Source organism: Actinomadura keratinilytica (assembly GCF_039539665.1).
GTDB lineage: Bacteria > Actinomycetota > Actinomycetes > Streptosporangiales > Streptosporangiaceae > Spirillospora > Spirillospora keratinilytica.
The window spans coordinates 21,334-33,276 of record NZ_BAABDO010000019.1 but is presented as its reverse complement, the minus strand read 5'-3'; the positions used below and the strand labels follow the sequence as shown (position 1 = coordinate 33,276).

Annotated in this window: 13 protein-coding genes and 1 tRNA gene; 5 read left to right on the top strand and 9 right to left on the bottom strand. The window is 73.0% G+C overall.

Annotated elements, in window-relative coordinates; all coding sequences use genetic code 11:
• Window positions 1-27 precede the first annotated feature (27 nt).
• The 3 genes from ABD879_RS09395 to ABD879_RS09385 all read right to left on the bottom strand — a co-directional run bounded on the left by ABD879_RS09395 (window position 28) and on the right by ABD879_RS09385 (window position 2,472).
• Window positions 28-1,449 (bottom strand): DEAD/DEAH box helicase, encoded by a 1,422-nt coding sequence (locus tag ABD879_RS09395; protein WP_345019504.1) that lies wholly within the window; start codon window positions 1,447-1,449, stop codon window positions 28-30.
• 139 nt (window positions 1,450-1,588) lie between these two features.
• Entirely contained in the window at window positions 1,589-1,864 is a 276-nt protein-coding gene (locus ABD879_RS09390; protein WP_345019502.1) for a hypothetical protein, read from the bottom strand.
• Window positions 1,861-2,472 (bottom strand): glycine-rich domain-containing protein, encoded by a 612-nt coding sequence (locus ABD879_RS09385; RefSeq protein ID WP_345019500.1) that lies wholly within the window; start codon window positions 2,470-2,472, stop codon window positions 1,861-1,863. The genes ABD879_RS09390 and ABD879_RS09385 overlap by 4 nt, the downstream gene beginning before the upstream one ends.
• 352 nt (window positions 2,473-2,824) lie before the next feature.
• Here ABD879_RS09385 and ABD879_RS09380 point away from each other — a divergent pair, with 352 nt between their 5' ends.
• Window positions 2,825-2,959: a hypothetical protein gene (locus ABD879_RS09380; RefSeq protein WP_345019498.1), complete on the top strand. Its 135-nt coding sequence runs from the start codon at window positions 2,825-2,827 to the stop codon at window positions 2,957-2,959.
• Window positions 2,960-3,128: 169 nt separating this feature from the next.
• On the opposite strand, the gene ABD879_RS09375 is transcribed toward ABD879_RS09380, so the two are convergent.
• The 3 genes from ABD879_RS09375 to ABD879_RS09365 all read right to left on the bottom strand — a co-directional run bounded on the left by ABD879_RS09375 (window position 3,129) and on the right by ABD879_RS09365 (window position 4,144).
• Window positions 3,129-3,201: transfer RNA gene (locus ABD879_RS09375), tRNA-Ala, on the bottom strand.
• A gap of 33 nt (window positions 3,202-3,234) precedes the next feature.
• Window positions 3,235-3,969, bottom strand: coding sequence for an HAD family hydrolase (locus ABD879_RS09370; protein ID WP_345019496.1), 735 nt, complete (start codon window positions 3,967-3,969; stop codon window positions 3,235-3,237).
• Window positions 3,970-4,024: 55 nt separating this feature from the next.
• The gene (locus tag ABD879_RS09365) at window positions 4,025-4,144 is read right to left on the bottom strand and encodes a DLW-39 family protein (RefSeq protein ID WP_285494535.1); all 120 of its coding nucleotides are present in this window, start codon (window positions 4,142-4,144) and stop codon (window positions 4,025-4,027) included.
• Window positions 4,145-4,330: 186 nt separating this feature from the next.
• Between ABD879_RS09365 and ABD879_RS09360 the strand changes: the two genes are divergently transcribed.
• Complete coding sequence (locus tag ABD879_RS09360; RefSeq protein WP_345019494.1) at window positions 4,331-4,549, top strand: hypothetical protein; 219 nt, start codon at window positions 4,331-4,333, stop codon at window positions 4,547-4,549.
• 77 nt (window positions 4,550-4,626) lie between these two features.
• On the top strand, window positions 4,627-5,493 hold the full coding sequence (locus ABD879_RS09355) for an aldo/keto reductase (protein WP_345019492.1): 867 nt from the start codon (window positions 4,627-4,629) through the stop codon (window positions 5,491-5,493).
• Here the strand turns inward: ABD879_RS09355 and ABD879_RS09350 are convergent.
• Window positions 5,490-6,419: a DMT family transporter gene (locus tag ABD879_RS09350; RefSeq protein WP_345019490.1), complete on the bottom strand. Its 930-nt coding sequence runs from the start codon at window positions 6,417-6,419 to the stop codon at window positions 5,490-5,492. The two genes, ABD879_RS09355 and ABD879_RS09350, sit on opposite strands and share 4 nt — an antisense overlap.
• A gap of 341 nt (window positions 6,420-6,760) precedes the next feature.
• On the bottom strand, window positions 6,761-6,994 hold the full coding sequence (locus ABD879_RS09345) for a hypothetical protein (RefSeq protein ID WP_285494532.1): 234 nt from the start codon (window positions 6,992-6,994) through the stop codon (window positions 6,761-6,763).
• Window positions 6,995-7,212: 218 nt separating this feature from the next.
• Here ABD879_RS09345 and ABD879_RS09340 point away from each other — a divergent pair, with 218 nt between their 5' ends.
• A complete protein-coding gene (locus ABD879_RS09340; RefSeq protein ID WP_345019488.1) occupies window positions 7,213-7,968 on the top strand; it encodes a methyltransferase domain-containing protein in 756 nt (251 codons plus the stop codon).
• A 508-nt stretch (window positions 7,969-8,476) separates the two neighbouring features.
• On the opposite strand, the gene ABD879_RS09335 is transcribed toward ABD879_RS09340, so the two are convergent.
• A complete protein-coding gene (locus ABD879_RS09335) occupies window positions 8,477-9,778 on the bottom strand; it encodes an SGNH/GDSL hydrolase family protein (protein WP_345019486.1) in 1,302 nt (433 codons plus the stop codon).
• A 347-nt stretch (window positions 9,779-10,125) separates the two neighbouring features.
• Between ABD879_RS09335 and ABD879_RS09330 the strand changes: the two genes are divergently transcribed.
• Complete coding sequence (locus ABD879_RS09330) at window positions 10,126-11,628, top strand: hypothetical protein (protein WP_345019484.1); 1,503 nt, start codon at window positions 10,126-10,128, stop codon at window positions 11,626-11,628.
• Window positions 11,629-11,943: the final 315 nt, after the last annotated feature.

The following is an 11,943-nucleotide window of genomic DNA, read 5'->3' as shown; positions in this document are numbered from 1 at the left end:
GCCCGTTGCTGTCTTTCGGGTCGTTTCTCAGGAGGGCTGGGGGTCTCCGGTACGGCGGGTGCTGTGGGCGGCGGGGCCGCGGCCTCCGTGCGAGGCGCCGCGACGGTCGCCGCGCTCGGGGCGTCCCCCCGAACGGCGGCCGCGGCGGTCGCGGTCGCCCGGCGCTCCGCGGTGGAAGCGGCCGCGCGGACCGCCGGGACGGCGTCCCCCGCTCCGCTGCGGACGCTCGGGGATCAGCGGCTCCTCGATCGGGATGCCGGACGGCTGCCGCGCCCCCGTCAGGCGGACCAGCTCCTCGTCGCCCGACGACACCCGGATGCGGCGGGCGTCGATGCCCGCCCGGCGGGTCATCGCGGTGGTCGCGCGCACCTGGTGCGGCAGCACGAGCGTCACCACGGTGCCGCGCTCGCCCGCGCGCGCCGTCCGGCCCGCGCGGTGCATGTAGTCCTTGTGGTCGGCGGGCGGATCGACGTGCATGACCAGGCTGACGTCGTCGACGTGGATGCCGCGGGCGGCGACGTCGGTGGCGACCAGCACGTTGATCGAGCCTTCGCGGAACTCGGCCAGGGTGCGGGTGCGCAGGCCCTGGCTCTTGCCGCCGTGCAGGCCCGCGGCGCGCACCCCGACGCTGGTGAGCTGCTTGGTGAGCCGGTCCACGCCGTGCTTGGTGCGGGCGAACAGGATCGTCCGGCCCTCCCGGCTGGCGATCTCGGCGGTGATGACGGCCTTCTCCTTGGGCGCCACCAGCAGCAGGTGGTGGTCCATGGTGGCGACGGGCTCGTCCACCGGGCCGATGGCGTGCGTCACTGGGTCGTCGAGGTAGCGCTTGACGAGCACGTCGACGTCGTCGTCCAGGGTGGCGGAGAACAGCAGCCGCTGCCCGCCGGGCCGGGCCTGGTCGAGGATGTCGGTGACGTCGGGCAGGAAGCCCATGTCGGCCATGTGGTCGGCCTCGTCCAGCACCACGATGCGCGTGTCGCCGAGGTCGCAGGCGTCCTGGCGCATGAGGTCCTTGAGCCGCCCGGGGGTGGCCACCAGCACCTCGACGCCGCGGCGCAGCGCGTCGATCTGCTTGAACATCGAGGTCTGCCCGATGACGGTCTTGAACCTCAGGCCGACGGGCCGGCCGAGCGGCTCCAGGTTCGTCTGGACCTGCTGGGCCAGCTCGCGCGTGGGCACCAGGATCAGGGCGAGGGGACGCTTGGGCCGGGCCTTCTGCCCGGCCAGGCGGGCCAGCAGCGGCAGGCCGAACGCCAGGGTCTTGCCGGAGCCGGTCTTGCCGCGGCCGAGCACGTCGCGGCCGGCGAGTACGTCGGGGATCGCGGCGGCCTGGATGGGGAAGGGTCGGTGGATGCCCTGCCGGGCCAGCGCCGCCACGAGCTTTTCGGGCAGCCCGAGTTCGGCGAAGGAGGGCAGGGCGATGTCGTTATCAGCGGGCGGTACGGTCACGCATTACCTTCCGAGAGGGGGCTACGTCTCGGGAGGCCACCTTTGGTTTTCGGAACGGTGGGCTGCGCAGACGAGCCGGGACGCGGGGGCGTCGAAGAGAAGTTCGGTCCGGTCAGTCTAACGCCGGGAGGGCACGCGTTTATGCCCGATCCTCTCGGATCCCTCTCACCACAGCCGCCCGCGAGACGGGGCGGCAGGCGGTGAATCCGACTGGCCACCAGCGGAACGAGCCGATCCCGAACGTCGCACCGGAGGCGTCGACGCGGTCAGAGAAGTTGTTCTGGACCATGGGCGTGTCCGTCGTCCCCGGCCGTCGCTCGGAGGCCGGGGACGACGGCCTATCCGCAGCCAGGTCGAGGGAGTGCACGTCGTGCCCCGGGACGAGCAGGAACGCCTCCGTCGTGAGTTCCTTCACCCTGACCCGCACCTTCCGGAAGTCCGCCGTCCGCCACGAGGCGTGCCCGCCGCCCACCCTCGGTGCCCCTGCTGGTGCTGCCGTTCACCGCCCCCACCGGGCGGGTCTTCGAGTTCAACGGCGAGGACCCCAAGGTCGCCTACACACACCCGGCAATCACGACCTTCTCGGAGCTCAATCATCCACCGCAAACCAGCGCCGCCTCGGCACTGCACCGCGATGAGACTGCTGCTCTGCTCGCCCGGCACCAGCTGCACCGCATGCGACCGCCCCTGGAACGGCACGTGGTGGATGTACTCGCCCGCGTGCTCGTCGCAGAACGCAGCGTAGTCGCGGGTGCGGAGGATGAAGCAGTGCCACGCCGTGTCGACGGGCACCGTCGGGACGATCCGCGTCCACGGCCGGCCCTCCCGGCGCGCCCGCACGATCCCGGCCTGCGCCTTGAGGAACACCAGCGCCTGGCCCACCGTGCGCTCGGCGTACTCCTTGGTGACGTGGTGGTGGCGGCGCAGATCCTCGACGAGGGCGTCGAACACCGGCGCGGGGACCAGCGTGCGCGAGTCCCGTGGTTCGGCCACCCCGGCGGGGTGTGCTTCGGTGACGGTCATCTCCTGCTGCCTTTCCAGCGCGCTCCACGGATGGGATCCGCAGGCCCCAAGGGCGCGCTTGACCTCGGGACCGCGGTGGGGCGGAACGGGCACCGCGTCATGAAGACCCGCCCCGCCCGTGGCGCTGCGCCCCGGAGCGTGCCGGGGCGCAGCGGTTCAGGGGGTGGCGGCGCGGCATGGGTGACACATTGGCTGGCCGCGCCGCCGCCCGGTGCCGCGGCCCCGGGCGTGGTGCACCGCCATCTCCCGGCGCCGCGGGGCCTCGGGACACCTGTACCGGTGGGAGCGCCTCAAAGCCGTACGCCTCGGCGAGTGATCACGCGCTGCAGGTGCTCGACGAGGAGAGTTTTGCGTGGATCTGATCGTCACGCCCGACGAGGTGATCACCTGCGGTCCGCCGCGCAGGCCCCGAGGGGTGATCTGGGAGCACCTGAGCCCGGAGAAGATCGCGTCAATCCCGCTCCTGGCCGCGCGGCAGGCGCGATGACACGAGCGGCGCCATGGCGAGACGCGCTTTCGGCCAGCGGCCATCAGGTGAGCTGGTGGGTTGGGTGATGACCAGTTCGAAGCGGTCGGGCACGCAACGGGCACGCAAGCGCAGGAAGGGGGCCTGAACGATCACAGCCCAGGCCGGTTGACCTGGGCTTTTGGGTGGGTGGAGGCACGGGGATTCGAACCCCGGACACCTGGCTTGCAAAGCCAGTGCTCTGCCAACTGAGCTATGCCCCCTTGGCGGGTGCCGCGAGCGCGGCAGGCGACAGCTTACCCGGGTGCGGCGCTCAGCGTGTCATCGCCGTGGGCGCCGTCGGACGCGGCGAGGACCAGGTCGGGGAAGTCGGCGATGCTGGGCAGCACATGGGTGGCGCCGGCGCGCAGGAGGCGGTCGCGGTCGTGGGCGCCGGTGAGGACGCCGGCGGCGATCGAGGCGCCCGCGCGGCGGCCGGTCAGGATGTCGTTCACGGTGTCGCCGCAGACGGCGATGTGCCGGACGTCGTCGACGTGCAGGCGGAGCGCGGCGGACAGGACCAGGTCGGGCCAGGGGCGGCCGCGGCGGTCCTCGTCGGGGCACAGCGCCAGGTCGACGCGGTCCCACCAGCCCAGGGCGTCCAGGATCCGGCCGAGGGTGCGCTGGCTGAACCCGGTGATCAGGCATACGCGGATCCCGGCGCCGACCAGCCGTTCGATGGCGGTCTCGGCGCCGGGTACGGGGACCACGCCTCGCCGGTCGACGACCAGGTCGTAGGCGCGTTCGAAGGACAGGTGCGCGGCTTGGGCGCGGGCCTCGTCCTCCGGGAACAGCGCCCGGAAGATCTCGATCTTGGGTCGTCCGCGCCAGTCGCGCACCTGTGCCATGGCGCGTTCGTGCGCCGCCGTGCCGGGCGCGATGCCGAGTGCGGCGATCGCCTCGGCGAAGGCGGTTTCCACGGCGTCGCCGTCGGCGACCGTGGTCCCGGCGAGATCGAGGCAGGCGACGGTGATCCGCCCCGCTTCGGTCACGCCGGGCCCTCCTCGAAGTCGGTCTCTCGTCCGCCGCGACAGCGGCGCCGGCGGATCAGTTGTCGGTGGACGTCGCCTCGGTCCACAGGTCCAGCTCGGCACGGTCCTGCTGCAGCCGACGCCACACGACGAAGCCACCGAGAGCGACGACAGCGAGAACAAGCAGCTTCTTCACGGTGGGACCCCTTACCTCGACTATGAAGCCAGACCCCGGGGAAGGTACGGATGCGAAAAGAGTCTCCCCCAGGCTCTCCGCAGCCTAGCAACCGATGCCGGTCGGTCCGCACCCCAACACCGGTATTGGACGGGGTGTCCGGTCCATCCAGGACGGACCGCACGCCCCCGGGGGAGAGGGGGCGAAATGCACGCTGAGGATGATTTCGGTCTCTGGGAGCAGGAACTGCGACATGACCGGGCGGACGCGGCCGAGGACCGCGGCGGCCGGCGCGGCATGCTCCTGGTGGCGATCATGACGACGCTGGGCTGCACGGCGATGATCGGGCTCGGTCAGACGCCGCTGGGCGCGGCGGGGCTGGTGGTGGCCGGGTTGATCCTGCTGCTGTGGCGGACGGGCTGGTGATGCCGCCGCGAAGCCGCGAAATGATCTCGCCGGTGGTCAAATGAAGACACCACCACCGAACGGACAGAGGGGGATGCATGAGTGACACCGCACGTCCCGCGACCGCCAGCGGCACGTTCACGATCGGCGGCGACCTGACCGTGCACCGGCTGGGCTACGGCGCCATGCAGATCACCGGGCCGGGCGTGTGGGGGGAGCCCGCCGACCGCGACGAGGCCGTCCGGGTGCTGCGCCGCGCCGTCGAGCTGGGCGTCGACCTGATCGACACCGCCGACTCCTACGGCCCGTTCGTCAGCGAGGAGCTGATCGCCGAGGCGCTGCACCCGTACCCGGAGGGCCTGGTGATCGCGACCAAGGGCGGGCTGACCCGGCCGGGGCCGAACCGCTGGCTGCCGGTGGGGCGTCCCGAGTACCTGCGGCAGTGCGTGGAGATGAGCCTGCGCCGGCTGCGGCTGGAGCGCATCGACCTGTACCAGCTGCACCGCATCGACTCGAAGGTGCCGCTGGAGGAGCAGCTGGGCGTGCTGCGCGAGCTGCGGGACGAGGGCAAGATCCGGCACATCGGGCTGTCGGAGGTGACGGTGGCGGAGATCCGGGCCGCGCGCGAGCACGTCGAGGTGGCGTCGGTCCAGAACCTCTACAACCTGACCGAGCGCAAGTCCCAGGACGTCCTGGAGTACTGCGAGAGCGAGAAGATCGGGTTCATCCCGTGGTTCCCGCTGGCGACCGGTGCGCTGGCCAAGCCGGGCGGGGTGCTGGCCGAAGCGGCGGCCCGGCACGACGCCAGCCCGGCGCAGCTGGCGCTGGCGTGGCTGCTGCACCGGTCCCCGGTGATGCTGCCGATCCCGGGCACGTCCAAGGTGGCCCACCTGGAGGACAACGTGGCGGCGGCGACGATCTCGCTGACCGACGAGGAGGTCGCCGAGCTCGCCGAGCTGGCCTAGGCGCGCGGGGCGGGCTCTTCGGCGGCGGGCCGGGCGGACGGTCCGGCGGTCTTCGCGGGCGGCGCGTCGTGGGCGCGGCGGGCGGTGGCCATGAGCGAGCCGCACAGGATCAGGGCGAACGCGGCGGCGATCGTCAGGGTCAGCGGCTCGCCGAGGACGAGCACGCCCGCGATGACCGCCACGGCCGGGTTGACGTAGGTGACCACCATGGCGCGGGACGCGCCGACCTCCCGGATCAGCTCGAAGAACACCAGGAAGGCCAGGGCCGTGCAGACCGCGCCGAGCCCGGCGAGGGCCGCCAGGACGCGGCCGTCGGGCAGTGCGGCGGGCCGGGTCGCCACCGCCGCGGGCGCGTAGACCAGCGCGGCCAGGGTGAGGCAGGACGCGTTGAGCGGCAGGCTCGCCACGTCCCCCAGCCGCCGCGCCACGATCATCGGCGCGGTGGCGTAGCCGATGACGACCAGCAGCACCTCGGCCACCGGCCGGACGGCGGCGCCGCCGTCCAGTTGCGGCCAGGCGAGGACGGCGACGCCGCCGAGCCCGAGCAGCAGTCCGGTCCAGCGCAGCGGGCCGAGGCGTTCGGTGTCGCCGGTCGCGCGGTCCAGGACGGCCCCGACGATGGGCACGGCGGCGATCAGCAGGCCGGTCATGGAGCTGGACAGGTGGCGTTCGGCGTCCGACAGCAGCGCCCACGGGCCGATGATCTCCAGCGCGGCGAACGCGGCGACCGGCCGCCAGTGGCGGCGCACCCGGTCGAAGCCGCCCGCCCGGGCGGCGAGCGGCAGCATCACCAGAGCGCCGAGCGCGGTGCGCGCGAACACCAGTACGGGCACCGACACCCCGGCCACGGCCACCTTGATCAGCAGGTAGGGGATGCCCCACAGCACGCTCAGCAGCGCGAACAGCACCCAGCCGCGGCGACTCACTGTTCCCTCCGCTTGTCCCGGCCGCCGGACGTTCCGGCATGACAGAGGTCAGCTTGGACGAGACGGACGATTCCGTCTTGAACGTTGTTGTGCAACGCGTCCGGTACGTGGCGAAGCCCGCGCGAACGGTGCCCGGGTGCGGCGGCTCGTCGGACGCGCGAACTGGGCAGCGGCGGCCACGCATACGGCGGCCGTCGTGGAACGCGTGGGAAGCGGTCACACGAGATGGCCGTCGCGGCGAGCACGGGAGGGGCGGTCGGCTCGTCCGCCAGGCGCCGGGCGGCCAGGCGGGCGATGTCGCGTCCGGTCCCGGGCGGCCCGGGACCGGACTGCGTGCAGTGTCAGGCGGGGAAGACGTGCCGGAGTCGCCAGCTGTCGGCGTCGCGGCCCAGCTCCGCCACCGCCACGCCCTCGGCGCTGTTGATCCGCACCCGGTAGACCGTGCCGTGCGGGGGCGCCGCGTAGGTCTTCAGGACCGCGGACACGGCGTAGCGTGCCCCCCGCCATTCGTACGCGGTGAGCCGTCCTGAGGCGTCGTGCTCGGCGCGGATCGGCTCGTTGAGAAGCTGCCCCATGGTTCCGCGAGCCTAGCATCGTTCGAACGTATGTTCGCAGGTTGGCGGGGGCGTGGGGGCGGCTCCGGAAGGCCCGGATCGGCGTCCCCGCAAGGCTCGCGGGCGGTCCGGCGCCCGCGGAGATTTTACGTGTCCGGATGCGGCCCGGCCGCGGAGCGCCACACCGCCGGATGCCCGGGGTTGACTTCATGTGCACTTCAAGTCGCAGCATCCCTGGCATGTCCATCGACGCTCTCATCGCACGGCTCGACGCGTACGACGCCGACCCGGCCGCGGTCCGGTTGCGCACCCGTTCCTACGAACTGCTCGGCGACCCCGCCGGCCTGGTGGCCGACGTGGGCTGCGGCGCGGGCCTTGCCGTGGCCGAACTGGCCGAGCGAGGCGTGCGGGCGGTCGACGTCGACGTCAGCGAGCAGATGATCGAGTTGGCCCGCCGCCGGCCCGGCGCCGACTTCCGCATCGGCGGCGCCTGCGACCTGCCGTTCGAGGACGGCGCGCTCGCCGGGTACCGCGCGGACAAGGTGCTCCACGAGCTGGCCGACCCGGCGCGCGCCCTGGCCGAGGCGCGGCGGGTGCTGGCGCCCGGCGGACGCATCGTCCTGGTCGGCCAGGACTGGGACGCGTTCGTGATCGACTCGTCCGCCCCCGAGCTCACCAGGCGCATCGTGCACGCCCGCGCCGAGCGGATCCCCTCCCCGCGCGTGGCCCGCGCGCACCGCTCGCTCCTGCTGGACGCCGGGTTCGAGGACGTGGTGGTCGAGGTGCACACGGGCGTCTTCGCAGGCCAGGGGGCCGAGCCGATGTTCGGGGTGCTGACGGCCGCGGCCGAGGCGGCGTGCGCGTCCGGTGCGGTGACGCGCGCGGAGGCCGACGGCTGGCTGGCCGAGCAGCGCGACCGCGTCCGCGCCGACCGCTTCCTCCTGGCCGTGCCGATGTTCGCGGCCGCCGCGACCCGGCCGTTCTCCACCGCCTGACCCCGTGGTTGTCAACAGCCTGTGGATAACTTTGTGCACACGCGCTGACCGGCGCGAACGCGCGCCTGACCACACCCTCTCCACACGGAAATCCCCAGCGGACAGGGGTTTGCGCATCCCGCGGGCCGGGTTTTGCACAATCGTCCCAGGTAAACGATCACCTGTGGACATTCCCCAGGCATCCACAGCCTGTGGATAACCGCCGTGCACAACCTGGGGATGAGCGGTGCGCCGACGGTCCACCGCTCATCCCCACCTTCACCCCCAACCCGCGAACCTTTCACCCACCGGCCAGGCAACGCGCCGACCAGGCGATACAAGCAAGATGATCACTCACCGCACCCGTTCATTCACAGTATGTGGACAAAGTCTCTCCACAGTTCCGCCGAACAGGTGGACGGCGTTACCCACCGGCTGTCCCCAGGACGGTCCCCAGGGGCGGGCGGGTGTGGAAGACACCATCCCGGCAGGACGCACCCCGCCTCCACGCGACACACCGTCGTGCTTCTCAGAGATCGTTCAGGTTCACGGCGGCGGCGATGGCCAGGGCCCCGGCGTCGTTCGGGTGCAGGCCGTCCATGAACACGTAGCCGGGACGCGGCCGCGACGGGTCCGCCGGGTCGGCCATGACGCGGTCGACGTCCAGCACCGCGTCGTACTCGCCGCTGGTGCGCACCCACGTGTTGAACTGGCGGCGGACCTTCTCCGCCTCCTGGCTCCAGATCGGGAACAGCGCGCCCTTCATCGGCAGGATGGTCGTGCCGATGGCCTTGATCCCGTGGGCGTGCGCCTCCCGGATCAGCCGGCGGTGGCCGTCGATCAGTTCCTTCGCGCTGACCTTCGGGTTCGGCCGGACGCACGGGTCGTCCATCTGCGGCGCGCCGATGTCGTTGGCGCCCAGATGCACGATCACCGCGCGGACGCCGGGACGGCCGAGCACGTCGCGGCGGAACCGGCCGACGCCGCTCTGCCCGCCGCACGGCGAGTCGCGCAGCAGCTTGCCGGTGCCGACCCCCGCGTTGACGACGCCGTACGGGCGGCGCGCCGCGGCCAGCCGCTCGGCCAGCCCGTCGGGGACGCGGCGGTCGGCGCCCGAGGTCGTGCCCACCCCGTCCACGAGCGAGTCGCCGAGGACGACCACCGTCCGCCGCCCGGCCCGGCCGCCGTCCACATCGATGCCGCTCAGGAAGTACCAGGAGCCCGTGGACTCGGTGAACGCGTCCGCGCCGATGTCCGACAGGTGGTCGCCGTCCGCCCGGTAGGTGGAGTCGAGGGCGAAGCGGTGGAAGGTGGCCGGGCCGGTGGCGCCGGTGAACCGCAGGTTCACCGTCAGCCGTTCCAGCGGGGACGTGCTCAACGGCACCGCGTCGCTGACCGCCTCCCGTCCGGGCGGGATCACCGTGCCGGACGACCCGCCGAACGTCACCTTCCGGAGGGTGTCCGGCCACACCAGGGCGCCGCCGGCGGATCTGCCCACCGTCGCGCCGTCCACTCGCAGCGGTCGGGTGCCGAACACGTTGGACAGGCGGATACGCAGCCGCGTCCCGCCCACGCCGACCCGCACGACCTGCCGGACGGTGTGGTCGCGGAAGCCTTCCTTCGACCAGTTCTGCCCGGAGTCCTCATCGCCCGCCACCGGCGGCTGCACGGCCGTGCCCCAACCGCCGACCCAGGTCGTGGTGTTGGACGTCGTGGTGTTGGGCTCGGTGGCGCGGGCCCATGCCGCCGCCACCGCCTGGCGGGACGGCGAGGTCTGCACGACCCCCGCGACGAGTGCCAGTCCGACGGCGCTGCCCAGCGTTATCCGCACGCCGCGGGTGAATGGTTTCGCGATTCGCATGCGGCCGAGCCTGCCGACCGGAAGGATGGGGCACAGCGGGGCTGCCTCCCCAAGCGAAGGTGTGGTTCTCCCCACCACGGCGCCGACGCCGCCGGAAGACGCACCGCCCGCCGTCCACGGCGACGCGCTCAGGAAGGCCGAGGCCCTCCGCGGAGGATGTCCGCACCTTTTCGTCCACAGGTTGTGGATAACTCGCTAAGTGGCGCCTGAGCAGGGAAGACGCAAATGAATCGCGATCTTGCAGGAAGCGTCATCCCCAGGTCGGCGAGGGCGGTCCATGGTCGCACACCGTCCCGAACGGCTCCTACGATGCGAACGTGCGCGACACGGGCGGCGGACGATCCGCGGACACCGAGGCGGAACTCGTCGGCCTGCTCACCGCCGTGCAGGACGGCCGGGACGCCACGGCATGGGATCTCGCGCAGCGCCTGACCGAACACGGCACCGACCCCGACGCGGCCCTCCGCGCACTGTCCGCCGCCGAGCCCCGCACCTGGCTGCGCCTCGACACCGCGCTGCGCTCCTGGCACGCCTACACCGGCGCCCCCGGGGTCAAGCCTCCGGTGGACGCCAACGCGCTGGACGTGCTCATCGCCGCCTGCTCCAACGACGGACGCGTCCGCCAGGCCGCCGTCGCCACCACCGCCATGCGCACCGACCCCCGCCTGTGGCCGATCCTGGTGATCCGCACGGCCGACTGGGCCGCGCCCGTCCGCAACAGCGCCAGGACTGTCCTGCGGTATGCGCTCGCCGCCGCCCGCGGCGGCGGGCGCACCTCCGCGCTGCTCAAAGCGGTCGGCGTGGCCCTGCGGATACGCGGGCGGACCCGCGCCGACGCCATCATGGCGATGGTGACCGAGGCCGTGCGCAACGACGCCCCGGCCGTCCTGGCGGAAGCACGCCGCCTCTCCAGCCCGCCCACCCGGCGGTGGGCCTACCGGCTGTGGCTGGACGGCGCGGTCGCCCTGGACGCCCTCGTCGAGGCCGCCGTGCGGGAGACCGACATCGTCTGCCGCATGCTGTGCGCCGAAGCGGCCGCGCAGCGGGCGCTGGCGGAGGGCGACGCCCGGCCGCTGGAGCGGATGCTCGCTTCGCGCAACGCACGCGTACAGGCCGAGGCCCTCACCGCCCTGGTCAGGCTGGGCCGGGCCGACCGCGGCCGGGACTTCCTCGCCAGCCGCTCCGCGCTGGTGCGGGCCACCGCCCAGTGGGCCGTGCGGGAGACGGGCGCCGACCCGGCGGAGCTGTACCGCTCCGCCCAGGCGTCTGCTGCCGAGCTGCCGGGTCTGGTGGCGGGCCTGGGCGAGTGCGGGGACGCGCGGGACGTCGAACGCGTGCGCCCCTACCTGCGTCACGAACGTCCGCGGGTGCGGGCCGCCGCCGTCCGCGCCTTCCACCGGCTCGGCGGGCCGGACGAGGAGCTCGCGGTGCTGCTGACCGATCCGTCCCCGGCCGTGGTCCGCGCGGTGACGCGGCGGCGGGTGACCGCCCTGCCCGCCGAACGGCTGCGAGAACTGCTGGCCGACGCCGCACGGCCGCGCCACGTCCGCCAAGGCGCGTTCCACCTGTTGAAGACCCGCGGCGCCTGGACGCGGGTCGAGGCGGCCCTGCTGCTGCTCACCTGCGACGACCCGGTCCTGGAACAGATCGCCCGCGCGGACCTGCTCGCGTGGGTGCACCGGGACTCCGCCACCGTGTACACGACGCCGTCCCCGCAGACCCGCGAACGGCTGCACGCACTCGCCGCACAGGCCGGCCCGCGCCTCGGCGAGGACGGGGCGCGGCGGCTGCGCTGGCTCCTCGGCCGCGACCGCTCCTGACCGCTCGGCCGAACCCGGCCACACCCGTGCAGCGGCCTGCCCGTAACCGCGGCGGCGGACGGCCGATTCCGGCAATGCGCAATGGCCGCCGGACTCGTCGGGAATGATCGTCGCCGAACGCCGAAAACCCCCGGGAACGGTCATGCACGCCATTTCAAAAGGTCCGGCGAACCGAACAACACGCCGGTTCATCGGAATGCCGCAGCGACCCATTCCCCCGGAACTCGCCCCATGAGACGGTGATCACACCGCCATTCGCCTAGGCTCGACAAGGACCGGCGGTCGGAGCCGCCGCCGGTACGCCCACCCCCCGAA

Coding starts and splice junctions, on each gene's coding strand:
- ABD879_RS09385 (WP_345019500.1), bottom strand. CDS start 2,472: ATGACCGTCACCGAAGCACACCCCGCCGGGGTGGCCGAACCACGGGAC.
- ABD879_RS09360 (WP_345019494.1), top strand. CDS start 4,331: ATGCACGCTGAGGATGATTTCGGTCTCTGGGAGCAGGAACTGCGACAT.
- ABD879_RS09345 (WP_285494532.1), bottom strand. CDS start 6,994: ATGGGGCAGCTTCTCAACGAGCCGATCCGCGCCGAGCACGACGCCTCA.
- ABD879_RS09340 (WP_345019488.1), top strand. CDS start 7,213: ATGTCCATCGACGCTCTCATCGCACGGCTCGACGCGTACGACGCCGAC.
- ABD879_RS09355 (WP_345019492.1), top strand. CDS start 4,627: ATGAGTGACACCGCACGTCCCGCGACCGCCAGCGGCACGTTCACGATC.